Below are 23,923 nucleotides of genomic sequence, written 5' to 3'. Positions count from 1 at the left end.
ACTCGATATTAAAACAAAAGGCCACCCGACGCCCTAGCCGTCGGGTGGCCTGAATTTATGGGATCAGTTATCGGCTAGTCTTTCCAGATCGCCCCAAATCCGGCATCCCAGAGTTGTTTGTTTAGGGCCGGAATATCCTTGTTAAGCATTTCGTTCGACTTTGCTTTGAGAGCCGACCATTCGGCGGTGAGCTTCTTGAGCAGGTCGGTGTTCGGCTGGTTTACGCGTGGAATATCACTTTCTGTTTGGTTTATCAGAAATAGATAGTTAGCCGTGAACTTATTCGGGAAATTCTCGACGTCGTCGTATGCTCTTGATTTGCGCTGAACCATTTCCTCGTCCCACGCCTTCATCTTCTTGAGCAGAGCTTCTCCATCGCGTTTGACTGCGGCATATTTATCGCCAGCGGGCAATGAAGCGAGGACGCCTTCGAGCTGCTTTTGCTTTTCGTATAGGCTGTTAACGGTTCGATGCATTGTGGTTAGTTCTGCTTCCATACTGGACATGGCGAGGTGATACTCCTTGTATGTGGCGGCCGTCGTCGGGTAAAGCGGATTCGCGAGGATCTCGGCTTCTGTCGTGAGCATTTGCGAACCTGACCTTAGCGTAAATGTATATTTTCCGGGTGCTGCTTTGTGACCGCTGTAGCTGCTTTCGATATACACACCGGGAACGCCGGGCATCGTCGGATAGCGCATATTCCAGACAAAGCGGTTTAGGCCTTTGTTCTTTGGAAGAACGGGTTCAGGCCCGGGGCCGCCATCCCAGCGTCGATATTTGGGATCGGCTTTTGACGAGACGGTTCGGACGAGCTTGCCCTCAGCATCAGTGACATCGAGAGTGACGATATCATCCTTCTTGAGTTCGGGCAGATTGTAATACAGGACGATGCCATTTGCTGGGTTCACACCGCGGAAGGTATTCGTTCCGTTGAAATCAATGTCCGAGCCGTTAAGTTCGCTGCTGCCGTTAACCAAATACGCATCGCCGGGCTTGTATAACGAGAACGCCGGCATCTCTTTCTTGTACTGCCGGATCATGGAAAGATCGTCGAGTATCCAGAATGACCGGCCCGAGGTCGCGGCGATCAGGTTGCCTTTATGAACGCGCAGATCGGTGATCGGTGTGACCGGTAAGTTCAGCTGAAAGGGTGACCAATCACGACCGCCATTCCAGGAGATGAACACGCCGAGTTCGGTTCCTGCGAAGAGTAGATCTCGGCGGACTTCGTCTTCTCTCACGACTCTTGTAAAGGCATTCCCCGGGATACCGTTATCGATCTTCGTCCATGTTGCGCCGTAATCCGTCGTCTTATAGAGGCCGGGTGCGTGATCGTTGAATTTGTAACGGGTTGTCGCGATGTATGCGGTCGCTTTGTCATGGGGCGAAACCTCTATCGCGTTTATCAGGCATTCGGCGAGGCCGGGAGGTGTTACGTTTTTCCAGGTTGCTCCACCGTCACGGGTCAATTGGACGTAGCCATCATCGCTGCCGGTCCAGATCACGCCTTTTTCTAGAGGCGAGACCATGATGTAAGCCAGTGTGCCGTAATTTTCGGCACCGACGGCTTCGTTCGTGAACGGTCCGCCGCCTTTACCCTGCTTTTCCTTTTCATTTCGGGTCAGGTCGGGTGAGATCTCTTTCCAGGTCTTGCCCATGTCTGTCGTTTTCAGAACGTATTGTGAGCCGTGGTAAAAGGACTTGTCATGCTTATCCCACACGATCGGGGCATTCCAGTTGTAGCGGTACTTCATGTCCTTGGCATCCATGCCGAGATACTGGATCGGAGCCGCCATGATGTTGGTCGAGGCACTGGCTTTGTCATCGAGAACCTCAATGGTGCCTTGATAGCTGCCGCCGAGAACGAATCGCGGATCATCCGGATCAAACGCGAGAAAAGCACTTTCGCCGCCCGCCGACGAGGTCCAACTCGCTGGCGAAATACCGCCGCCGCCAAGTTCGCGGCTCGCAATACATACCGAAGTATTATCCTGCTGGCCTCCGTAAATGCGGTACGGGAACTGGTTATCGACGTTAATGCGGTAAAACTGCGCGGTCGGCATGTTGCTTTGCGTGCTCCAACTCTTACCCTTATTGAAAGTGATCGCGGCTCCGCCGTCGTTTGATATGACAAAGTTGTTTGAGTTGTCGGGGTTGATCCACAGGTCGTGATAATCGCCGTGAGTTCCCGAAAGATTCTCCCAGGTTTTGCCGCCGTCATTTGAGCGAAGCGCCGGAGCACTCAATACGTAGATCGTGTTCTCGTTCTTCGGGTCGATGAAAAGCTCGATGTAGTACCATGCACGCTGGACCAGCTCAGGTTCGTTGGTGACCTGGCTCCAGCTTTTGCCGGCGTTGTTTGATACGTAAAGCCCGCGGGCATCCTTGTTCGAATCGCTTTCGATCAAGGCATAGACTTTTTCTGAGTTCGAACGGGCGACGGCGATCGACATCTTACCCATATCGTCAGGAAGTCCTTCCTTCATCTTCTCCCAGGTTTCGCCGCTGTCGGTGGATTTATACAGACCGCTGCCGGGGCCGCCGCTGATCACTTTCCAGGGCAAACGACCGTGTTCCCACATTGCGGCGTACATTATCCGGGGATTGTTGGCATCCATCGAGAGCTCGACGGCACCGGTTTTATCATCCACGAAAAGAGTGTTTTTCCAAGTGTTTCCTCCGTCCGTCGATTTGAAAAGGCCGCGTTGCTGAGATTTGCTGTACAAGGCTCCTTGAGCCGCCACATACACAACATCCGGATTTTTGGGGTGAACGATAATGCGCGAGATATGCTGCGTCAGATCGAGGCCGATCTTTTTCCAGGTCTTCCCGGCGTCGGTTGATTTATAGACGCCATCGCCGCTGTGCGTCATCACCCCGCGAACGGCGTGTTCGCCCATTCCGACATAGACTACATTCGGATCGCTCTCTGAAACCGCGATCGCACCGACCGTTCCGGTCTTAAAGAAACCGTCTGAAATATTGCGCCAGCTGATGCCCATATCGTCGGTTTTCCATAAACCGCCGCCCGTCGTGCCCATGTAATACGTTTTGGGGTCACCGATCACTCCGGTTGAGCAATTCGAACGCCCGCCGCGAAATGGTCCGATCGAGCGCCATTTCACGGGCTTGAAAATACTGTTGTAATCGTCAGCGGCCGTTGAAGTCTGAGAATGCACGCTGAAAAGACCTGAAACGACGAGAAATAGTAATAGAAGGTGCTTTTGCATAAGTATTCGGGCAACGCGTTCTGTAACAAACGGGCGGTATCTTTCTAAATTTTCAGGTGGAACGAGAAGATTATAAACCAGTTTCATAAAAATGCCGACACCGTTTACTGATATGCGTTCCCGGTTTAGCCCTCCGGCGTACTACTGCTATAATTTCTCGCGTCAGGACTTACCAATCAACACTGAGAGGACCCATTTTCTATGACTCTTTCGAGGATTTTTAGCTTCACGATCGCGTTTTTACTTCTGCTGCCGCCAATTATTCTTGCCAATAACGATTCACCCGCCAGAGATGGCGAGATAATTGCCTCGATCGGGTTCGATCCGAAAATACATGGATTTGGATTCCGTAACTTTGGCAAGAATCCGGATTTTGATGAGGACCTGACCGAGGACGATCTGATAAGAATATTTGGTGCCGAAAACGTTTGCATTGAAGGCAGCACTTCCAATGATTGCGTTCTCTACGAAACTGCTGACCGGTGGATCGAAGAGACGATCGAGAAAATGAATGGCGGTCATTGCGACGGATTTTCGGTTTCGAGCCTAAGAATGTTCGTCGGCCGGCCGTTCAAAGGCCGCAAAAAACCGTCCGATTTTCAACGCGGAGCGGTTAACCTCTTCGACCTTAAAAAGGACCAGCTGACGAGCAATTATGTTTCGTTCTATCAAACGCTGACGTTCCTTAAGGAAACATACCTTTGGCGAACGCCGACATTTAAGAAAAAGCCATCCGAGATCCTGCAGATGATCGAGGACTCGATGGAAACGAAGAAAGAGCTTTACACACTTGAAGTTTGGATGAAGGAAGCCGGGAAATATACTCGCGGCCATTCCATCCTGCCGATCGCGATCGAAGAGATGGATGATGAAGGTATTTACCGGATCCATGTCTACGACAATAATTATCCGGGCCAGACAAAGTACGTAACGATCAATACAAAAACGGAAACGTGGCGATATCATACGGCGAATAATCCTGCCGAAACTGCACGCGATTACGTTGGTAATGCGGCTTCTAACACGCTTGCGCTGAAGCGGCTTTCGGACCGCGCAAAAGCTCGCTATGAGTGTCCGTTCTGCGATGAGGACGAGGGCGATACCGATGGGGAAGCGAGTGTTTTTAGCTCACGGGTACCGACATTCATGAATGCCTCGTTCGTTCCCGGCGCCAGGAAGCAGGCTCAGCCCGATACTATCAATATCTCAACGTCAGGCGACGTCGACCTGATGATCGGTGATGCAAACGGCAAGCGTATCGGCTACGACCCGGTGAAAAAGGTGACGTTAAATGAGATACCGGGTGCGGTTGAGAACCTTGTTGCCGGCGACGGTGAGATCGACAATGCTCCTGAGTATCTTCTTCCGCTGAACCCAGCCAACAAGAAGCCCTACAAGATAAGTGTTCACGGCACGGACTCGGAATATATGTCCGATCTTCAGGTCTATGGCCCGGGGTTTGTCGTCGGATTCGAAGATATATCAGTAGATAAAGGCGAGAGCCTGAATATGACTGTGAGTCAGGATGGCCGTGAACTTTCATTTACGGCGAGTGCCGACGGCGAAACTCCGTCGCTTTACATAGCGACCGACAGCGGGGAAAATAAGCCAAGTTACGAATTCGAGATCGGCGGCATAACACTGAGATCCGGCAAGACCGTCTCAATGAAACTGGATCCTGATAAAGGCCTGATATATTTCAAGGACGACGACGGTGACGAGGACAAGTACGATGTGGTCATTTCGCGCACAAATCCAAATGGCAAGGTCGATGTCTTTGAGGAATATGACATGGATATCGGCGATAAGAACACGTACGTTCTCAACTTCGGAGCCTGGAACGGTAAGGGTGGCATCTGCGCGAAGGACGATGAGGACGAGGACGGCAGCTATGACGACGAAGAGTGTACCGAGATCGAGGATGAGAAACCCGTAAAATGATTTTTAGAAGATCAGGAGAAAATATGAAACGATCAATTGCAGCGCTCGCCGCTGCAGCCATTTTTATCGCGTCGTCAGGCGTTGCTGTTAGTGCTCAGAGCGGAGCCGATGAAGCCGCCTTGATCGCGAAGGCAAAGAAGATCCACGCCGACGCGATCACGCTCGACACGCATAACGATATAAACACAAGCAATTTTACCGACAAGGTCAACTATACGCAGGATCTGCCGAATCAGGTCAACCTGCCTAAGATGCGGCAGGGCGGGCTCGACGTTTCGTGGATGATCGTTTACACCGGCCAGGGCGAACTGACCGAAGATGGATACAAAAAAGCCTACGACAATGCGATCGACAAATTTGACGCGATCCATCGTCTGACCGAAAAGATCGCTCCGGATAAGATCGAGCTTGCACTGACCTCGAACGACGTTCGCCGCATCGTCAAATCCGGTAAACTTGTCGCGATGATCGGGGTTGAGAATGCCTATCCGGTCGGAACTGATCTGAGTAGGATCAAAATGTTTTCCGATCGCGGGGCTCGATATATGTCGCTCGCCCACAACGGCCACAGTCAACTCGCTGATTCGAATACCGGCGAGGCGGACGGCAAGTGGCTTCACAACGGTCTTAGCGACCTTGGCAAGAAAGCGATCGTCGAGATGAACAAATGGGGAATAATGATCGATGTTTCGCATCCGTCGAAGCAGTCAAATCTCCAGGCGATAGCGTTGTCACGTGCACCAGTCCTAGCGTCACATTCCGGAGCACGAGCACTCTGCGATCACAGCCGCAATCTCGACGACGAGCAGCTTGAAGCGATCAGAAAGAACGGCGGCGTTGTGCAGGCGGTGGCATTCCGAAGCTATGTTAGCAAAGAGAAGAGCGAACTGCGTGCGGCCAAATCGACCGAGATCATGAAGGACCTGGCGGCTGCGGAAGGCTTCAAAATGCTTGATCGAGCGGATGCGATGAAGTTGCCGGCTGATGAACGGGCTGCTTATCAGCAGAAAGCTCAGGCGTTTCGTACCAAGGTCAACCCGATCGTCAAGGAGCGACTAAAGGATGCCGCACCTGACGTTAACGTCAAGGATTTCGTCAACCACATCGACTATCTCGTAAAGAAGATCGGTATCGACCACGTCGGCATCAGCTCAGACTTTGACGGCGGCGGCGGCGTCGAAGGCTGGGACAGTGCGGCTGAGACATTCAACGTCACGCTCGAACTCGTCCGCCGCGGTTATACCAAACAGCAGATCGAGAAATTGTGGAGCGGCAATTTGCTTCGTGTTTTAGATCAGGTTCAGAAGGTTGCGAAGAAGATGCAGAGCGAAAAATAGACGTTCTTAAGGCAAAAAAAGTCGCCAGTGTTTTAATAACATTGGCGACTTTTTTAATTTGATGACTGTCACTTTTTCGTATTATCTACCATAGCCGGAGCTCCCGCCGCGGTCCCAACAACATAACTATCTCTTGCTCGGAGGATAAGACTCGGCCGATTCACCCTGACTTTGATCGATTTCCGCTGCCCCGGTTTACCTTCTTCAGACGGAACAAAACCGATGTTGTACTGGCGACGCAGTTCCTCGGCTATACCTTCGAAAGCTCTGGTGAGCCCGCCCGGCGTGGCCTCGGGACGAAAGACGCGTCCTCCGGTGGCGTCCGCCAATTCTTCCAGATAGCGGCGTCCGAGAGCGTAATCTTCTGAGCTGGTTCCGCGAAAGACACCTCCGCCGCCGCCAAAGATCGGCGGGAACGTGCCTCCGGAACGGGCTCGATTATCAAAATAGGTGTTGTAATAGATCGGGAAAACGAGCGAATCGGTTTCTTCCGCATAGCTTAGTGTACTTTCATAGCTATTTTTGCGAGAGGTCGTATCGACACCATCTGTGAAAAGGACCACAGCCTTTCGCCCCTGAATTCTGCTTAATTGCTTTCGCAGAGTTTCGTCAACGGCATTATAGAGCGATGTTCCATCGCCAAAATCCGCCTTTCTGATCGCTTTGTAGATTTTTTCGCGGTCCTTTGTGACCTCGGTCAGGACACTCACGCTATGGTCAAATTCGATCACGATCACGCTGTCCTGCGGTTCCAGCAGATTTACGAAAGCCATCGCAGCCCGCTGGATCTCTTCGATCCGGTAGGCCGTCGAAGGTGAGACATCGATCACGATCGCAACCGTGAAAGGCTTATCAGAGGTGCCAAAATACGCGATCTCCTGCTCGACGCCATCAGAAAATATCTTAAAATCGTTTTGCCGCAATCCCGGAACGTAAAGGCCGTTACGATCAAAAACGGAAACAGGTATCGTGATCAGGTTTGTCTCGATACGGAGCGTTTCGCCATCATCTTTAGCATCGGCCGCGGCCGGGGTTGCCGCCGGGGCTGGGGCAGTTTTTGAATTCGTGCCGAGGCCGATGCCCGGGAACCTTTCGGCCGGACGCACGGTCCGGTTGGTTCTCGGTTTTGATTCCGAATATTCTGACGGGTCGTCTTTCGGCCTGGACTGCGTTTCGGGTGTCGGTGTCGGTGAGACGCGGCGGCCCGACTGAGCCGATATAACAGAAGCACCAAATAGAACGGCGACGAATAAACCCAAAAGTCGATACATAATCTGAAAAAAGCCTCTTATTAAAGTTAAGACGTCGGTATTCGACCATTTGATGCACAAAATTTGCGAAGAGATCGAATCAATTATCCGAGCATCGTGACTATCGTCGAAATACTAAACCCAAGCATAACCGCAACCACCGCCCAGCCGGCGATCTGGAGCCACATTGGATGGCGGTAATCGCCAAGCAGACTTGTCTTGCGAGACGCGATCAATATCAGTGAGAGGCCGACCGGTAGGATGAAACCGTTAACGGTACCCGCGAGAACTAACAGCTTGACCGGATTGCCGAGAAGTAAAAATACTGCTGTGGAAACGAGCATGAATGCGATCACGAGATGATTGCTTCGCCGTTCCAGAGACGGATGAAAGGTCTTTAGAAATGATACAGATGTAAACGCCGCACCGACGACCGAAGTGATCGCCGCAGCCCACATTACAACGCCAAAAACGCGAAGCCCGACCGAGCCCGCCGCATTCTGAAAGACCGATGCCGGCGGATTCTTATCATCGATGGCCAGGCCCAGCGTGATCACTCCCAACGCGGCCAGAAAGAGGCAAAATCTGATGATCGCCGTAAGCAATATCCCCGAGTACGCGCCGCGGCTTACTTCCTTCAGATTCTCTTTCCCCGTGATTCCCGCGTCGATCAGCCGATGTGCACCCGCGAAGGTTATGTATCCGCCGACCGTGCCGCCGACAAGCGTCACGACCGCTTTCGGATCGATCTGCGTCGGCCACACCGTGCGAAACGCCGCCTCGGCAAGCGGCGGATGAGACGCGTAAACGACATACCCTATCAAGCCGAGCATGACGACGCCGAGGATCTTTACGAAAAGGTCCATCGCCCTGCCTGCTTCTTTGAACAAAAACAATGTGATCGCGGCGGCCGCACTGATGACCGCTCCATACTCGACCGGAATGTCGAGCGCGGCATTCAGCCCAAGTCCGGTACCCGCTATGTTGCCGATATTAAAGACCAATCCGCCAGCAGCAACTAATGCTGCAAGAACATAACCGCTGCCCGGAAGTGTCTCGTTAGCAACATCCTGCCCGCGCTTGCCACTAACGGTCAGAACGCGCCAGATATTCAGCTGGGCAAAAATATCAAGAATCACGGAGAGCAAAATGACGAAACCGAAACTCGCAAGAAGCTGCTTCGTGAAAACAGTGGTCTGCGTCAAAAATCCCGGCCCGACGGCCGATGTAGCCATCAGAAACGCCGCTCCGAAAATAACGGAGGTTATAGATCTTGGTTTTTCTTCAGCCATTATTGCCGGGAACGCAGCCGCCCTCGGCCGCAGCACCGGATCCTCCGGTGTGAAACTTGATATTGAAGCGATCAAATAGCTTTGATCAAAATTCCGCTCTCATCCAGCCGTCGACGGATCAGTGAAGCAAATTCCACCGCACGCTTCCCATCGCCATGAATACAAACCGACTCCGCCTCGATCGATATCATTATGGCATCAGTTGACCGGACTCGGCCGTACTTGACCATATCGAGAACCTGTTCTACCGCCGAATTCTCGTCCGTGATAAGAGCATTATTTTGCGAACGCGGTGTAAGCGAACCGTCGGGTTGATAGGTACGGTCTGCGAACACTTCCGACGCGGTTCTGAGCCCGACTTTTTTAGCCTCCCTTATCGAATGGCTGCCGGAAAGCCCAAAAAGCACTAGTTCTGGGTCGATACCGTGAACCGTCTTAGCGATAACGGCGGCAAGCTCTGCGTCCTTTGCTGACTGATTGTACAACGCCCCGTGCAGTTTTACGTGTGATACCAAAGCTCCAGCCGTATTTGTGATATCGGTGAGTTTTCTGATCTGATCGGCAATGATGTCGCGAGTGTCCTCCGCCGATAAATTCATCGATGTTCGCCCGAAATTCTCCCGGTCCGGATAACCCGGATGAGCCCCGATCGCGACGCCGTGTTCAATGGCGAGATCGACGGTTCTCTTCATCGTATCTATGTTGCCGGCGTGGTAACCGCAAGCGATATTTGCCGACGAAATGAGCGGCATTAGCTCCGCGTCGTTGCCGCAGCCTTCGCCCAGGTCGCAGTTTAGATCTATGCATTTCATCTTTTGATCATCGGTCAGTACCAGCCGCCTATCGCCGGTTGTACTGACATCCAACTCGTAGGAGATCCAAATCTCTCTCAAATTCCAGAGCCAGTTCCTCGGCGTGAGTTGCGTCGACGAGGTGGAATGCCACTTTGTCATTTGCACAAAGCTGAGCGAGCAGCGGAAGGTCGCGTGAGATCACATGAGCCAGTCGCGGATAGCCGCCCGTTGTTTGATGGTCCGCCATTAGCACGGTCAACTGGCCGTCCGGGAGAAGCTGTATCGTTCCAAAATCAACCGCCGACGAAAGCAACTCGAGGGGCTTGGCTAGCGAGATCGGCTTACCCAAGAGTCGAAAACCCATTCGGTCGGACGCGTTCGATATCAAAAAATCCTGATCTTTGAGCAGAACCTGGCTCGCGGCGGAAAGGCGTTCAAATTCTGCTCCCGCGATGATCCGTACTGTCGGAAACGAGCTATAGAGCGGCAGTAATGACGGTGAAATTCGTACGTGGAAGATATTGCGCGGCGGTTTCTCATAGCTTTGTCGCGGTTCCAATCTGTCACCCGTCATGAGCTTTCGGCCCTCAAAACCACCGGTAACAGCCGCCAGATTCGTGCTTGCACTTTCGAGCCAATGCTCAAGCTTAAATCCTCCTTTGACCGCAAGGTATGTGCGGCTGCCGCTATTCTTTCGGCCAAAACTAAGTCTGCTATTTGCTGCCGCAAAGACCGGACGCCACGTTTCGACTGGAACGCCATCCAGTTCCGCGCCGAATTCTGCACCGCCCAATGCAAAGATAACGTCTGATCCGAATTGGATCTGAGCGGCCGGAAAGTGCATCTCTAAAACTGCCTCATTCTCATCGTTGCCGAGCAGAATGTTGATCGATCTTACAGCAGTCCGATCCATCACGCCTCCCGGGTTAATGCCAAATCGGCGATACCTGGTGCGGCCGAGGTCCTGAATGGTCGTAAGAATGCCGGGTTTTTCGATCGTTAAGCTCAACTCTTTTCCTTCGCTCGTTGTATTTCCTATCCAAAAAAACTCAGACACTCACAAATCGCACCTCGTCGCCCGCCTGCAGGTATGTTGGACGGGCGGCATCAGGCGTGAACATCTCGACCTCCGTTCGCCCGATTATCTGCCATCCGCCTGGTGACGCGAGCGAGTATATACCGGTTTGACGCCCGGCGATGCCAATGCTGCCTTTCGGAACCAGAGTTCGCGGCGTTTGCTTTCGCGGCGTCGCGATCCGTTCATCGACCTCGCCCATATAACTAAAGCCCGGCAGGAAACCGAGCATATAGACGCGATAGGTTTTTGACTTGAAGATCTCGATGACCTCGTCGATCGTGAGGCCATGCTCCTCGGCAATGTAGCCGAGGTCGAAATCGGACTTGCGATCAAAGGCGACCGGTATCTCGACAAGCCGCGGATCGATATTAGGCGATACGGCTAGATCTGCGATCAGATCCCGAACGCATTTCTTTACCGCTTCGAAGGCAGTCGGGTATTCTGCGAACGATCGACGTACCTTTAGCAGGTCAAAAAAAATAGTGGTCGAGGCATACGCGGGAACAGATTCGACGAGGCCGGGAAAAGGGTTTTTTTCTATGTGGTCAGCGAGGGCGATCGCTTTGCGATTCAACTCCGGCGAGATCGCATTCCCAAATTCAACGGTCAATGCCGAGTCGCCGAGGGGAAAGATGCGGATCGATTCGTCGTTCATTTATCGGGTGCGTTGTTTTGGGTCGAGGTATTCGCGGAGGCCGTCGCCGATGAAATTGAACGCGAGCACGGTCAGTGCGATCGCGATGCCGGGGAAAAACAACACGTGCGGCGAACTGCTGAAAAATTGCCGTGCCTCTTCGATCATCGTTCCCCAACTCGGTGCGGGAGGCGGTATCCCGAGGCCGAGAAACGACAGCGTTGCTTCTGATAAGACCGCTCCTGCCATTCCGAGCGACGCCTGAACGATCAGCGGCTGGACGGCATTTGGGAGAATATGCGTGAACAAGATCCGCATATTGCTCGCTCCCAACGCTCGAGCAGCGAGTACGTAGTCGTATTCGCGAACCTTCAAAACCTGTCCTCGCATCACGCGTGCATAGCCGACCCAACCTATCACACAAAGAGCCGCGATCAGCTTGCCCTGCCCAGCACCGAGAAAAGCGACAAAGGCGATAGCCAGCAGTAAGCCCGGAAATGCGAGAAATACGTTGAAGACGTAGCCGGACAGGAACTTATCGATGAAACCGCCATAGAATCCGGCGATCGCACCGATGATGGTCCCAAACAGCGACGAAACGACTACCACCGTGATCCCAACCTCAAGCGAGATCCGAGCGCCGAAAACAACCCGCGAAAATACATCACGCCCAAGCCCGTCCGTCCCGAACCAATGCTCAGCCGACGGCGGAATGTACCGCATCGCCAGATCCTGCGCCGTCACATCGTGCGTCGCAATAAACGGCGCAAATATCGCGGCGAGGATAAACAAGCCGGCGATGATGAATCCGATGTAAGCGAGACGAGACATTTGTTAAGACAAGCGAATGCGCGGATCAAGTTTTCTGTAGACAAAATCCGTTAACGAGTTAGCTAAAATAAAAGTGATGCTGATTACGAGCACGCAGCCTTGAACGAGCCGGTAATCGCGTTTCCCAATTCCGTCTTCCAACAATAAAAGCCCTAAGCCCTGCCAATTGAATATCTTCTCGGTAATGATCGCACCCGCGAGCAAGACGCCTAACTGCAGACCGAGGATCGTGACGACGGGGATCAGTCCGTTTTTTAAGACGTGTTTGTAGAGAACTTTTCGTTCGCTGACGCCTTTTGCACGGGCGGTTCGCACGTAGTCTTCGCCCAGTTCTTCGATCACGCTGGAACGGACCATTCGTGTCAGGATCGCTGAAAGAGCGGCTCCGAGCGTGACGGCGGGCAGAATGATGTCTTCAGGATAAAAGCTGCCGGTTGCTGAGACCCAGCCGAGTTTGACGGCGAAAATGTAAACCAGGAACGGGCCGATAACAAAGGTCGGAAGCGAAATTCCCATCAATGCAAAGAATGACGCGGCGTTATCGATCAGCGAATTCTTTCGCGAACCGGCAAGAACACCGAGCGGCAACGCGATCCCGATCGCAACGAGCATCGCGGCTATGGCCAGCTTGATCGTCGATGGATAGCGCTCAAATATCATGTCCGCGACCGGACGATCGGTTTGGAACGAGCGGCCGAGATCGCCGTGCAGCAGGCCGGTCCAATACTCAGCGTAGCGATTTTCCATTCCGTTCCAAACGACGCCCTTTTCGGAGCCGTACGAAAAAAAGAATGCCGGCTTATCTAATCCGTGCTTCAGTCGAAAATTCTCGATCTGCTCCTGAGTTGCAGTTTCGCCCAGAATAACCGTCGCGGGATCGCCCGGAACCGCTTCGATCAGAAGCGTCACCAAGGATACGACCGTCCAGATAACCAGCAGCGTCAAGGCGAACTGGCGGGCAAAATTCAGCAGTTTATATTTCATTCAGAAATACCGGCGAGCCTTTGAATTTTATAATGTATGGCGTTGGAAAACAAACGAGTGAGGCGGCAGGACCGGAGCGGCACGACTCGAGCGGCAAGCATCCCTGCTTGCCAGCGTTCAACGAACGCTTATGGGGTTAGCTTCATTCAACTTGAAAAATACCAGGCGTCGTAACACCGCGGAATCTGCGGCGTGGCAAGCAGGGATGCTTGCCACTCCAGTCGCGGCTTCGCCTTTAGATCTTTGTTCCGGTATGGAGAGCCGCTATGCCGCCGGTCAGGTTTTTGTATTTTACAGTGTCGAATCCAGTCGATTCCATCAATGCCGCGAGCTTTTTCTGATTTGGGAATTTCGATACCGAATCGGGAAGATACTCATAAGCACCGCGCGAACCGCTGACCGCTCCGCCGATGCGGGGAAGAACGTGTGAAAAATAGAAATTGAACAACTGCCCGAATCCAGGAACTATCGGTGCCGAAAATTCGAGCACCGCGAGCCGTCCGCCGGGTTTGAGAATTCGCCTCAGTTCTTTTAGGCCTTCACTTACGTTTGCAAGATTCCTAAGCCCAAAAGCGATGGTCACCGCGTCAAATTCACCATCTGCAAATGGAAGACCCATCGCGTCGCCCTCGATGTAGGGTATCGCGTGGACCTCGTTCTCGGATTTTGTTTTGGCAAATGCAAGCATCGGGCGGCAAAAGTCGGTGCCGATGATCTTAGCTTTTGAGTTCTTGTTTAGCTCCAGAGAAAGGTCGCCGGTGCCGCAGGCGACATCCAGAACACGAGCATCAGGGTTATCAAGAATTTCGCGAAGTTCGGCAGAAACGATCCGCCGCCAGCGTTTGTCTATGTTTAGCGAGAGGACGTGGTTGAGCAGATCGTAGCGCCCGGCGATGCCCGCGAACATTTCGCGGACAGCCTTGGCGTGAGCCGCTTCTTTTGCGTTGAGTTCGTTTTGCACTATTTATTTTGCGGGCGGCTTGTTGAGCAGGACCGTCACGATCGGCTGTTTTCGCGTTTTTTCAGCGAAAGCGTTAACATCGGCGATCGTTACAAGGTCAGCGGCTCGAGCGTAGCCCTGAGCATCGGTAAACTTATAGGTGTCGGCGTCCAGCCAGAATGACGAAACATCACGCTTCGTCCACTTTGCCTGAAAGGCTGCCTTCGCCGCCTGGAATTCAGCATCGGTGATCGGATCCGCAAGAGCTTTTCCGACCAGTTCATTTGCCTCGATCTTTCCATTCGCGTTGCCAACGTCGTTCTTAGTGGCAGCGAATCCGATAGTAATCATGCCCGGCAGCGTGTGAGCCTCGTTGCGAACGAAGAGCTGATCGGAATATATTTCCGGCACGCGAGCTTTGAGCCGCGACTCGAGAATGTTGGTAAACACCATCGAGGCGGCGAAATCCTTATCCGCTTTCGCCGTGCCCCGCATTGCCATACGGATAGCTGCGACATCAGGTTTTGGCGATACGACGTTCAGCATTGCCGTCGGGGGTTCGTCAGGCTGGCGAAACGTCGATGGCGTTTTTCGATCTGACTTTAGCCAGCTTCCGAAATATCGCCTGACAGCACGAAAACCGAGGTCACGTTCAAACTTTCCCGATATCGCGATCGTGGAATTGTCCGCGGTCAGGAATCGCTGTTTCGCGTCGATCAGATCGGCAAAATCTATCTTCGGCAGCGAGCCAGAGCTTCCATCCTCCGGGCGGCCGTATGGAAACGTTCCAAACAGGCGCTTCGCCGCCGCCTGATCTGCAATATATGTCGGGTCTGCTTCCCATGCCGTAACTTTGGCCAGGAGGGCAGTTCGAAGTTTCGCGGTCTGCTCTTTATCGATCGTCGGGTTTGCAACCGCGGTCGCGAGCGTTTCGAGCATCGACAAAAAGCTGTCTGCTTTTCCGGTCGCGCTGATCTCGATGTAATCGTAGTTCGACGTGATCTCTAGCGAGCCTTCAAGGTCTTCCCTGAAAAAATCCTTAGTCGCTTCGTTCGGAAAAACGTTGTCCGCCAGGATCTGCATCACGCCTTCCTTGCCTTGGGGGTCAAACGCCGCGCCGGAATGTATGCGGATCTTTATCGCGACCTTGTCCGACTTGGCGTCAGGCCACATCAACACCTTGAGACCATTGAGCAGTTTTTCCTGCCGCGGAGCGGGAAGATCCTGCGAAAATATCGCCGGAGCGACCAGCGAGAACAGAATAAGGACGATCAAAGCAACGAAGACAACTTTCTGGAATAATTTCTTATTTTTCATCGTATATATCTTTGGGCAACTTCAGATTAACAGTTAGTTGCCCGATAGTCGTCTTGTGTTGTCAGGGCGGTCTATATGAAACGCGATTTTGCTTTTGAGTTTCATAAATGGAAATTTTAAGAGTCTAAAGGCATCGCGTCAAACAGATGCAGCATCTATGGAGATTGAGTGATTACGCACGAAGCAGTACGCGTAATTTTCTTGGTAAGTGGTTAAACTTTAGAAATAATCGCGGTATAATCCTTGATGGGTAACCGCGTCCTCCACGGAAGCGTCGATAAAAGAGAGGCTGAAAGATGGGAAAGATCGTAAAATTTTGCAGTTCGTGTGACGAAGGATTTGCTGAAAAGTTCGGCTTTTGCCCCAATTGCGGGCAATCGCTGCAGACTTTTGAGATGAATCCCGTTATTCCGGAAGCTCCGGCTCCGAAAGAAGTCGTCGCGGCTCCGGTTGTGGCACGAGTGATCGAACCGGTCCAAACGCCGGTTGAGGTAGCCTCAGGAAGTTGCTCCCATCGAGGAAATTTTCGAGGAGCCTGTGATCGAAGAGCCGGTATATGAAGAGCCGGTGATCGCACAGCCCGTCGAAGTTCCGGTGGTTGCCGTTCCGAAGCCAAAAAGACCTGCGGCTGCGACTGTCGCACCATTTACCCAGAAAACCGTAGTCGATACGGACGCGAAACGCGACGCCTCGGAGGGTTGGGTTAAGGTCAGCTCGAACGACGATGGTTTTCACATTACCCAGATCGAAGAAAAGAATGTCGGCACGCGTCGTGCCCTTCTGGCCGGCTCGTTCGGGTTCATGTGCTTCGTTCTGATATCGGCGATGGTTTACAACCTCTTCAGCAAAGATCTCGAAGTTGGATCGATCAATGACGAAATTTTCAACGCCGTGATGGTTGAAGATGTACCGACAGAGATCGAGGAGCAGCAGATCAAGCAGAACAAAGATAAAGGTGGCGGCGGTGGCGGTGGCGGCCGTGAAGAGAAGGAAGACACGACACAAGGCGATCTCGCTGACCAATCGCCCAAACCAACTCGTCCGCCGGATGCGAAAGTTTTCCGCAGCGATAACTTCGAACTCAAGATGCCGCCTCCACAGACGGAAGGCAACCGAACTTTTGAAAAGAAATTTGATCGCTGGGGTGACCCTAACGGACGTTTTGCTAACTTTTCTAACGGAACAGGTTCGGGCGGCGGCCAGGGAAGCGGCGTAGGTACAGGACAGGGAAGCGGCCGCGGAACCGGTGCAGGCTCGGGAACGGGCAGCGGCAGCGGCGGCGGACTCGGTTCGGGAAATGGTAATGGTACAGGCGGCGGTGATGATAACGACGGCGGCCCGCCCCCGATGGTGCCTCGCGGCGTAACGCAGGGCCTGAAGATCCTGTCGAAACCGCGACCGGGATACACGGATGCGGCCAGAACGGCAAATGTTCAGGGAACGGTTATTCTCAGAGTGACGTTCTTATCCTCGGGGCAGATCGGAAGCGTGTCGGTTGTCAAAGGACTTCCTAACGGCCTTAGCGAACAGGCAATTGCCGCAGCGAAACGGATCGCCTTCGAGCCCGCCAAAACTAACGGTCAGGGCCAGACGGTGACAAAACAGATCGAGTATTCGTTCTCGATCTACTAAGAATAACCATCAGTCAGAACGTACGAGAGGTTGCCCCTAATGAGGCAACCTCTTCGTATTTATCAGCACCGCCCGCGTGAGTGGGCGTCAGGATTAAGGTTTATTGGCGTACTTTATTTGCGATCGTTCCGCCCGCTTACGCAGGCGGTTCTGACCCTTAGATCGTTCCATCCGACGACTTCGAATCTTCATTCAGCTCAAACCGGTCTTCGTCCCGCTTTTCCATTTTCCTGACGAAATCAAGCGGTTCATTGTCTTGAAAATCGATCCCCATGGCATGGGCGTTCGCTTCGACATCGGACTGATCAGGCGTTGGATTATGGCCAAAGACGCTTTCCGAGCCCGTTGTCTCGACCTCTTGCCACTCAGCGTCAACATCGCCGCCCGAATCCGCCGGTGATGCCGGATAATTATCGACCAATTCCTGTCTTAACTCGTTAGTATCTATTCCCAATGCCTCGATCTCGGCCCGTCGCTCAGCATCGATCTTTTGGTTTGGAACCTTTTCCCATTCGTAAAATTCCAGCTCTTTTCCTTCGATCATCGTAGTTTCCTCCACTTGTAAAACATCTCAGGAGACAACATTAGCAGGTTCGAGCCGTGAGTTCTGTCTAGATGAATACAATCGATTGCGAAGAAGGTATCTCGAACCGTTTGCGGCACCGCATGTTCTTGCACATCAGCATGTCATCGATACGAACCATATAATCGCGGGATTTCTGGTACTGTGCGCGGTCGTTCTCGTTGTTGAATCGCGGTGCATTCTTTTTCTTCGTCCGCTTCATCCATCGAACCTCGTAATCGGCCCGCTCGCGGCAGTTCGGGCATGAGTAGTTTGCCGTTTTTACTTCCTGCTTTTCATCAAAAATATCGCGTTCCTGCATAACTCCATCTTATCACAGAGCAACTTGCCGACGATCCGAAAATCGCGGTAGGCCGTGTCTTCTAAAACAATTCCGGGCTATGGAGCTACCCAGGGAGTTCGCGCAGGTATTTGAAGCTAAAAATACCGGTATCGTGTCCGTCTGAAAAGTGAAAATTCAGGGCATAGCGGCCGACGATCGAGATGTGGTTGAATTTCAGGTCGTCAGGAACCTGGCTGCTTTGGAGGATCTTTTCGCCGGTCCATTCGTTCACACAGGAGGCACACGGGCAAATCCGGCGGAGCTGCGGCGCTGAATAACGTGTTTCGGCGTCGTCCGACCATTTGATCGAGACTTCGCTGTCAGATTCTTCAATTATTTGGGTTGGTTCAAGCATTTTAGAGTTGGCAGTGAGCAGTAAAGGCTCTTAGTTTCGCAGTTTTGATTCGATCTCGGCAGGGTTGATACCGTAATGCGTGGCGTGGTAAATCGCGTTGCCGTCTTTAATAACGAACGCTTGCGGCGACTGGTGGCGATGATTGATACGTTCTGCCACGGCGTCGGAGAGATCGCGATGTTGCTGAATGACGATCACATTAACGTCGGCGTCGATCTCTTTCAGATCGTACATGACATTCGCGCTGATCCCGCAGGTGTTGCTGTGTTTGACCAGGGCGACGGGATGGCGAAATGAATCAGTAAACAATGCGTCGAGTTGCTCATTCGACGTGATCTCAATAAAATTTGCCGGCATTTAGTTAGAAACCCCTTGATAAGAACTCGGCGCCGGCGGATCGAATGGTGCCCCTGGCAGAGCTGGAAATATCTTACGGTACGCGACCGCCTGCCCCATTATGATTATCGGCATCGCAAAGTAAACTCCGATGCACAAAGCAAGATAGCTGACCATCGCAATCACCATACCTACGCCGAGCAGCCCGGCCATTCCGGCCAAATTCTGCCAGACCGCCTTGATACTCAATTTTATAGCGTCGATCCCGGATAAGCCACGGTCGGCAACGAGCGGAAAGGCGAACAGCAACAGCGTATGAAAAGAAACCATCACGATCGCGGCGATCAACTCAAATACGAGTACGCCCGCAATGAACGGCAGCAGCTCAGACTCGCTCATCTTGTTTCCTGCAACCGCTACTCCGATAAGTGGAATATAGATGACGATCAAGAAGACAAAGACGGGAACCATTATCGCGAGCGATATCGGCAGGCTCTTCCAAATGTACTCGAATCCTTTGAACAGATCCTCGAATTTCAGCGGCTTCCCATCCGTCAGGCAGAACAAGCACATGAAAATGCCGCACATCGCCGGGCCGATCAGGATAATGGGGATCACCGAACCGACCAGGATCCCTACGATCACTATCGCAAAGACAAGCCAGTACTGAGGCTTTATCAGCTCCCAGGCCTCTTTATAGATCTCAACCGGTTTAATTACACCTGTACGAAATTCTGATGGGTTCATATCGGTTATCCCTGATCGTAGATATTTCTAAGGTAGTCCAAAACCATTCGATCACTCGAAAATTGCGGCGTCAGCGTAGCGATCGAATCTTTCATCCGCGCGATCCATTCGGTCGGCAGTCCGCTTTCGTCTTTTGCGTAGTATGCCGGTATCAGCTCGTTCTCGAGCGTGGAATACAACGATTCTGCGTCCGCGGTGTCCATCTCATCTTCCGTTAAGTCTCCCTCCAGATCGCCGATCGCAAAACCACTCCGGCCATTATATCCCTCGATCCACCAGCCATCCAGGATCGAGAAATTCAGAGCCCCGTTCATAGCGGCTTTCATCCCGCTGGTGCCGCTCGCCTCCATCGGACGCCTCGGAACGTTCATCCAAACATCAACGCCATGGACGAGATATCGAGCCACTTCCTGATCGTAATCCTCAATAAAGACCGCACGCTTCTGCCAATTTGAATCGTGATTGATGCTCATCAATTCCTGCAGGATGGTTTTTGCAGTGCGATCCTGCGGGTGGGCTTTTCCGGCGAAAACGAACTGAACCGGACGCTCCGCATCGTCCACCATTTTCAGCAATCGCGGCAGGTCGGAGAACAGCAGATCCCAACGCTTATACGCCGCGACACGGCGGGCAAAGCCGATCGTAAGTATGTCTGGCGAAAACAAATGGTGCGTATTCTCATGTTCGTTGATCGTATCGAGATCGCCGGTCTCTTTCGATTTAGTGCGCTCGCGGATAAAGGCGATGAGCAGATTCTTGAGTGACTGATGAGCATTCCAAACGCTCTCGTCTGTCAGGAACTTGGCCGCCGTTGCCCATGTTTCCTCGTCTCTGACGATCTCGTGCCAATTCAAACCGATATTCTGCTCATAAAGCCTCTGAAACGCCGGAGCGATCCACGTCGGAGCGTGTACGCCGTTCGTTACGGAGGTGATCGGCACGGCGCCCGAATCCGCAAGGTCGGGGAACATTTTTAGCCACAATTCACGCGAAACTTCGCCGTGTTTCGCGCTCACGCCGTTTGCCGAACGGCACATGCGGATCGCAAACGGTGTCATGCCGAAAAATTCTGTATCGTCTGAGAGGTCTGCACGGCCAAGAGCGATAAATTCGGAACCGGTGAGCTTGAGCGATTCAATAAATGCCGGGCTGAAACACTCGGCAAGGAGCTTTGGATCAAAGACATCGTTACCGGCCGCGACTGGAGTGTGAGTGGTGAATACGCACTGTTTTCGGACTTCCTGCACCGCGTCGGCAAATGTGTGTTCAGGATTGGCGGCGAGATATTCTCGCGTCAATTCAAGTGTCGAAAACGCAGCGTGGCCTTCGTTCAGGTGAAAAACGGTCGGCTTGAGCCCTAGTTTTCTCAGCAGGCGCACGCCGCCTAGGCCAAGGATCTTTTCCTGTACGATCCGAGTTTCCGTGTCGCCGCCGTACAGATGTCCGGTAATTAGGCGGTCGACATCGCTATTTTCCGGCACGTTGGTATCGAGCAAATAAAGCGATATCCGGCCAACGCGGGCCAGCCAGGCCTGAGCGACCACAATGCGTCCGCGAATATGGACCGTAACCGTTACCCGCTCGCCGTTCTCGTCAAACACCGGCGTCACCGCTAATTCCGAGGAGAAAACGTCGTTATAGGTCTCTTCCTGCCATCCGTCGTGCCTGATCCGCTGGCGAAAATAGCCGTAACGGTAGAGCAATCCTACCGCCGTGAGCGGCATATTGAGGTCACTCGCTGATTTCAAATGGTCGCCCGCGAGAATGCCGAGCCCGCCGGAATAGTTCGGTAGGGAATTATGTACGCCATACTCAGCGCAAAAATAAGCGATATTGACGTCACCCGGTTCGCGTTCCTCGCTCAGATATCTTACAAATTTGTCGTTAAATCGCTCGAGCCGGGCGACATAATCAGTGTCAAGGATCTTTTGCCAGAGGCGAACCCGTTTAACTTTATTGAGGAACAGTCGCGGATTCTGTTCGCACTGATCCCAAAGCGTCGGGTCAAGGTCGCGAAAAAGAGCGGTTCCGTCGGGCTGCCAGGACCAATAAAAGTTGGCGGAAATGGAGATCAGCGGTTGCAGGACCTCCGGAATGTCACGTCTTATCTCGAAATCCGTTCTGAATTCCGTCTGCATTTGCTGGCTTACTGCTTGTTGTGTTGCGATATCGGTCGAGGCCTCCGTCATAGTACTTTGTTCATTAAACCAACAAATATAAACGAAGAAAGCCGGAGTATCAAATTTTACGAGCCCCCCATCGCCCGATCATTCCCTCCGATCGAGCGGTCCGACAGGCATGAACCGGTAGTGAAGAGCGACGACAAGCCCGAAAGCAGCTCCGACTGCGACCAGCAAAGCACTTACTCTTAGATAGTTAGAGAAATTGCCCAGGCCGATCAGCCACCAAAGTCCGCCCATAACTGCCCCGCCGATCGCGAAAAAGCCCGGGATCGTGACGAACTGAAAATTGAATTTGCGCGGTCTTTTCTCGCGGGTTGAGAAAATGATCGGTTTCAGCCGATCGTACTCCCATGCGACCAGGAAAGTCGCGGCCAGCGCCATGAAGATCGTTAACAGCCACGTTCCCACGAATCCGACCGACGATGTCAAAACAGCGATATTTACGATGATCGGAAGAAATAACAGGGCTCCCAGATGAGAAGTTCGCGGAATAAGCAGCAGAATTGCCGCGATCATCTGGCCCCAGCCGAGGAATTCGTAGTAGAAACCGGTTTGTAGGAGAGCGTTGAAATAATGCCCGACGGGATTCGAATCCGGCAGCGACGTGAACGGTTCGTGAATGATCTTTTTATAACTCGGCGGAATAAATCCAACCGCCAGCAGCACCCGCGTAAATGCTGCAAAGATCTGCATCCACCACCGCCGCGTTACCGCTGCGTGAATGTCATCGAGTATGTGTTCGAGTTTCATGGAAAAGAGAACGAGTAAGAGGGTCGGAATGTTTGCGAAAAGTTGCGTGATTCACTTTGAATACACGTTTCGGTATAATCAAAAATTTCGTACAGAGGGTTCGACCGGGTCAGAACCGCCTGCGTAAGCGGGCGGCACGAAGACGGCCATCATGTACTGTATTATCACCAACAGGCCGCCCCCTCACGGGAGGCGGTTCCGACCCGCTACGGGCGGCACAACATCCATATGAAACTCAACATCATCCCCGTAAAATGGTCCGACGACGGCGTTCTCATGCTTGATCAGCGTTTGCTGCCGACCGAGGAAACGTGGCTCACGCTCAAAACCTACGACGAAGTCGCCGCCGGCATCAAAGACATGGTCGTCCGCGGAGCCCCGGCGATCGGCGTTTCGGCCGCGTACGGCATCGCTCTCGGGGCAAAGAATTTTGTCGGTACCACCGTCGCCGATCTCGAAGAAGAGATCGCCTATATCAGCGAAGTCCTCGCCGCGACACGCCCGACCGCCGTCAACCTTTTCTGGGCGATCGACCGCATGAACCGCACGTTTCAAAAGGCCAAAGCGGATGGCAAATCGGTCAGCGAGATCAAAGAGATCCTGAAAACCGACGCCATCGCCATCCATGACGAAGACATCGAATCGCAGCGTCTGATCGCTCAGTTCGGCGGCGAATTGCTCGCCGACAACGACGTCGTCCTGACCCACTGCAACGCCGGGGCCCTCGCCACCGGCGGCGTCTGGGGCACGGCGCTCGGCGTGATCCGCGGAGCCGTCGACCAGGGCAAATCGATCTCAGTCATCGCCGACGAAACGCGCCCGTACCTCCAAGGTGCCCGCCTCACCGCCTGGGAACTGATGGAAGACGACATTCCCGTCACCCTGATCACCGACAACATGTCCGGCCACATCATGAAAAAAGGCGGCGTTCACGCCGTCGTCGTCGGCAGCGACCGCATCGCCGCCAACGGCGACGTCGCCAACAAGATCGGCACCTACATGGTCGCTGTCCTAGCCAAACGCCACAACATCCCCTTCTACGTTGCAGCCCCGCTCTCGACCGTCGATCTTAACACCCCAACCGGCGACCAGATCCCCATCGAAGAACGCGACCGCGAGGAGGTCACCCACGTAAAAGGCCACCAACTAGCCCCCGAAGGAGTAGGCATCACCAACTACGCCTTCGACGTAACCCCAAATGACCTGGTAACCGCCATAATCACCGAAAAAGGCGTCGCGAGGGCTCCGTATACGGAGAGTTTGAAAGCTCAGTTCGAGTCGGAACCGCCTGCGTAAGCGGGCGGCCACAACGGGTCAGAACCGGGAGCGATAGCGACTGGGCTCTTCTACCTCGGGGAGCAAATCGTGTTAAAATCACCAGCAAAAC

Annotated in this window: 22 protein-coding genes; 5 read left to right on the top strand and 17 right to left on the bottom strand. The window is 53.0% G+C overall.

Going from position 1 to position 23,923, the window contains the following annotated elements:
• Positions 1-74: 74 nt before the first annotated feature.
• The gene (locus IPG22_22630; GenBank protein MBK6591066.1) at positions 75-3,230 is read right to left on the bottom strand and encodes a glycosyl hydrolase; all 3,156 of its coding nucleotides are present in this window, start codon (positions 3,228-3,230) and stop codon (positions 75-77) included.
• Between the two features lie 201 nt (positions 3,231-3,431).
• Here IPG22_22630 and IPG22_22625 point away from each other — a divergent pair, with 201 nt between their 5' ends.
• Together IPG22_22625 and IPG22_22620 are read left to right on the top strand one after the other, a co-directional pair.
• The gene (locus IPG22_22625; protein ID MBK6591065.1) at positions 3,432-5,171 is read left to right on the top strand and encodes a hypothetical protein; all 1,740 of its coding nucleotides are present in this window, start codon (positions 3,432-3,434) and stop codon (positions 5,169-5,171) included.
• Positions 5,172-5,194: 23 nt separating this feature from the next.
• Positions 5,195-6,508 (top strand): dipeptidase, encoded by a 1,314-nt coding sequence (locus IPG22_22620; GenBank protein ID MBK6591064.1) that lies wholly within the window; start codon positions 5,195-5,197, stop codon positions 6,506-6,508.
• A gap of 68 nt (positions 6,509-6,576) precedes the next feature.
• Here IPG22_22620 and IPG22_22615 read toward each other — a convergent pair whose 3' ends face one another.
• From IPG22_22615 to IPG22_22575, 9 genes are all read right to left on the bottom strand, one after another.
• The gene (locus IPG22_22615) at positions 6,577-7,779 is read right to left on the bottom strand and encodes a VWA domain-containing protein (protein MBK6591063.1); all 1,203 of its coding nucleotides are present in this window, start codon (positions 7,777-7,779) and stop codon (positions 6,577-6,579) included.
• Positions 7,780-7,862: 83 nt separating this feature from the next.
• On the bottom strand, positions 7,863-9,050 hold the full coding sequence (locus IPG22_22610) for a divalent metal cation transporter (GenBank protein MBK6591062.1): 1,188 nt from the start codon (positions 9,048-9,050) through the stop codon (positions 7,863-7,865).
• A 71-nt stretch (positions 9,051-9,121) separates the two neighbouring features.
• Complete coding sequence (locus IPG22_22605; protein MBK6591061.1) at positions 9,122-9,862, bottom strand: LamB/YcsF family protein; 741 nt, start codon at positions 9,860-9,862, stop codon at positions 9,122-9,124.
• Between the two features lie 28 nt (positions 9,863-9,890).
• A complete protein-coding gene (locus tag IPG22_22600; GenBank protein MBK6591060.1) occupies positions 9,891-10,853 on the bottom strand; it encodes a biotin-dependent carboxyltransferase family protein in 963 nt (320 codons plus the stop codon).
• A 40-nt stretch (positions 10,854-10,893) separates the two neighbouring features.
• On the bottom strand, positions 10,894-11,562 hold the full coding sequence (gene pxpB / locus IPG22_22595; GenBank protein MBK6591059.1) for a 5-oxoprolinase subunit PxpB: 669 nt from the start codon (positions 11,560-11,562) through the stop codon (positions 10,894-10,896).
• A gap of 15 nt (positions 11,563-11,577) precedes the next feature.
• Positions 11,578-12,387, bottom strand: a complete 810-nt coding sequence (locus IPG22_22590) for an ABC transporter permease (GenBank protein MBK6591058.1) — start codon at positions 12,385-12,387, stop codon at positions 11,578-11,580.
• A 3-nt stretch (positions 12,388-12,390) separates the two neighbouring features.
• On the bottom strand, positions 12,391-13,371 hold the full coding sequence (locus IPG22_22585; protein ID MBK6591057.1) for an ABC transporter permease: 981 nt from the start codon (positions 13,369-13,371) through the stop codon (positions 12,391-12,393).
• Positions 13,372-13,606: 235 nt separating this feature from the next.
• A complete protein-coding gene (ubiE, locus tag IPG22_22580) occupies positions 13,607-14,278 on the bottom strand; it encodes a bifunctional demethylmenaquinone methyltransferase/2-methoxy-6-polyprenyl-1,4-benzoquinol methylase UbiE (GenBank protein MBK6591056.1) in 672 nt (223 codons plus the stop codon).
• A gap of 57 nt (positions 14,279-14,335) precedes the next feature.
• Positions 14,336-15,628 carry an insulinase family protein gene (locus tag IPG22_22575; protein ID MBK6591055.1) on the bottom strand — a complete coding sequence of 431 codons (1,293 nt, stop codon included), beginning with the start codon at positions 15,626-15,628 and terminating at the stop codon, positions 14,336-14,338.
• 296 nt (positions 15,629-15,924) lie between these two features.
• On the opposite strand from IPG22_22575, the gene IPG22_22570 reads away from it, so the two are divergent.
• Both IPG22_22570 and IPG22_22565 read left to right on the top strand, forming a co-directional pair.
• Positions 15,925-16,188, top strand: a complete 264-nt coding sequence (locus IPG22_22570; protein MBK6591054.1) for a hypothetical protein — start codon at positions 15,925-15,927, stop codon at positions 16,186-16,188.
• On the top strand, positions 16,166-17,260 hold the full coding sequence (locus IPG22_22565) for an energy transducer TonB (protein ID MBK6591053.1): 1,095 nt from the start codon (positions 16,166-16,168) through the stop codon (positions 17,258-17,260). Before IPG22_22570 ends, IPG22_22565 begins: the two co-directional genes overlap by 23 nt.
• Before the next feature lie 157 nt (positions 17,261-17,417).
• Here IPG22_22565 and IPG22_22560 read toward each other — a convergent pair whose 3' ends face one another.
• The 7 genes from IPG22_22560 to IPG22_22530 all read right to left on the bottom strand — a co-directional run bounded on the left by IPG22_22560 (position 17,418) and on the right by IPG22_22530 (position 22,536).
• Positions 17,418-17,804, bottom strand: a complete 387-nt coding sequence (locus IPG22_22560) for a hypothetical protein (GenBank protein ID MBK6591052.1) — start codon at positions 17,802-17,804, stop codon at positions 17,418-17,420.
• A 67-nt stretch (positions 17,805-17,871) separates the two neighbouring features.
• Complete coding sequence (locus IPG22_22555) at positions 17,872-18,144, bottom strand: hypothetical protein (GenBank protein MBK6591051.1); 273 nt, start codon at positions 18,142-18,144, stop codon at positions 17,872-17,874.
• A gap of 85 nt (positions 18,145-18,229) precedes the next feature.
• Positions 18,230-18,520, bottom strand: coding sequence for a DUF971 domain-containing protein (locus tag IPG22_22550; protein MBK6591050.1), 291 nt, complete (start codon positions 18,518-18,520; stop codon positions 18,230-18,232).
• A 30-nt stretch (positions 18,521-18,550) separates the two neighbouring features.
• A complete protein-coding gene (gene ytxJ / locus IPG22_22545) occupies positions 18,551-18,877 on the bottom strand; it encodes a bacillithiol system redox-active protein YtxJ (protein ID MBK6591049.1) in 327 nt (108 codons plus the stop codon).
• On the bottom strand, positions 18,878-19,603 hold the full coding sequence (locus tag IPG22_22540; protein MBK6591048.1) for a hypothetical protein: 726 nt from the start codon (positions 19,601-19,603) through the stop codon (positions 18,878-18,880).
• Positions 19,604-19,608: 5 nt separating this feature from the next.
• On the bottom strand, positions 19,609-21,741 hold the full coding sequence (gene glgP / locus IPG22_22535; protein ID MBK6591047.1) for an alpha-glucan family phosphorylase: 2,133 nt from the start codon (positions 21,739-21,741) through the stop codon (positions 19,609-19,611).
• A 129-nt stretch (positions 21,742-21,870) separates the two neighbouring features.
• Positions 21,871-22,536, bottom strand: coding sequence for a hypothetical protein (locus IPG22_22530; protein ID MBK6591046.1), 666 nt, complete (start codon positions 22,534-22,536; stop codon positions 21,871-21,873).
• Positions 22,537-22,764: 228 nt separating this feature from the next.
• Between IPG22_22530 and mtnA the strand changes: the two genes are divergently transcribed.
• Complete coding sequence (mtnA, locus tag IPG22_22525; protein MBK6591045.1) at positions 22,765-23,832, top strand: S-methyl-5-thioribose-1-phosphate isomerase; 1,068 nt, start codon at positions 22,765-22,767, stop codon at positions 23,830-23,832.
• The last annotated feature ends 91 nt before the right edge of the window (positions 23,833-23,923 follow it).

This window comes from Acidobacteriota bacterium, assembly GCA_016703965.1.
In the GTDB taxonomy this organism is placed as follows: domain Bacteria; phylum Acidobacteriota; class Blastocatellia; order Pyrinomonadales; family Pyrinomonadaceae; genus OLB17.
Note: the sequence above shows the minus strand (reverse complement) of the source record. Positions and strands in the feature narration are given on the sequence as shown.

Coding starts and splice junctions, on each gene's coding strand:
- IPG22_22575 (MBK6591055.1), bottom strand. CDS start 15,628: ATGAAAAATAAGAAATTATTCCAGAAAGTTGTCTTCGTTGCTTTGATC.
- IPG22_22555 (MBK6591051.1), bottom strand. CDS start 18,144: ATGCAGGAACGCGATATTTTTGATGAAAAGCAGGAAGTAAAAACGGCA.
- IPG22_22610 (MBK6591062.1), bottom strand. CDS start 9,050: ATGGCTGAAGAAAAACCAAGATCTATAACCTCCGTTATTTTCGGAGCG.
- IPG22_22585 (MBK6591057.1), bottom strand. CDS start 13,371: ATGAAATATAAACTGCTGAATTTTGCCCGCCAGTTCGCCTTGACGCTG.
- IPG22_22620 (MBK6591064.1), top strand. CDS start 5,195: ATGAAACGATCAATTGCAGCGCTCGCCGCTGCAGCCATTTTTATCGCG.
- IPG22_22540 (MBK6591048.1), bottom strand. CDS start 19,603: ATGAACCCATCAGAATTTCGTACAGGTGTAATTAAACCGGTTGAGATC.
- IPG22_22570 (MBK6591054.1), top strand. CDS start 15,925: ATGGGAAAGATCGTAAAATTTTGCAGTTCGTGTGACGAAGGATTTGCT.
- mtnA (MBK6591045.1), top strand. CDS start 22,765: ATGAAACTCAACATCATCCCCGTAAAATGGTCCGACGACGGCGTTCTC.
- IPG22_22530 (MBK6591046.1), bottom strand. CDS start 22,536: ATGAAACTCGAACACATACTCGATGACATTCACGCAGCGGTAACGCGG.
- glgP (MBK6591047.1), bottom strand. CDS start 21,741: ATGCAGACGGAATTCAGAACGGATTTCGAGATAAGACGTGACATTCCG.
- IPG22_22630 (MBK6591066.1), bottom strand. CDS start 3,230: ATGCAAAAGCACCTTCTATTACTATTTCTCGTCGTTTCAGGTCTTTTC.
- IPG22_22550 (MBK6591050.1), bottom strand. CDS start 18,520: ATGCTTGAACCAACCCAAATAATTGAAGAATCTGACAGCGAAGTCTCG.
- IPG22_22560 (MBK6591052.1), bottom strand. CDS start 17,804: ATGATCGAAGGAAAAGAGCTGGAATTTTACGAATGGGAAAAGGTTCCA.
- ytxJ (MBK6591049.1), bottom strand. CDS start 18,877: ATGCCGGCAAATTTTATTGAGATCACGTCGAATGAGCAACTCGACGCA.
- IPG22_22615 (MBK6591063.1), bottom strand. CDS start 7,779: ATGTATCGACTTTTGGGTTTATTCGTCGCCGTTCTATTTGGTGCTTCT.
- IPG22_22605 (MBK6591061.1), bottom strand. CDS start 9,862: ATGAAATGCATAGATCTAAACTGCGACCTGGGCGAAGGCTGCGGCAAC.
- IPG22_22590 (MBK6591058.1), bottom strand. CDS start 12,387: ATGTCTCGTCTCGCTTACATCGGATTCATCATCGCCGGCTTGTTTATC.
- ubiE (MBK6591056.1), bottom strand. CDS start 14,278: ATGTTCGCGGGCATCGCCGGGCGCTACGATCTGCTCAACCACGTCCTC.
- IPG22_22625 (MBK6591065.1), top strand. CDS start 3,432: ATGACTCTTTCGAGGATTTTTAGCTTCACGATCGCGTTTTTACTTCTG.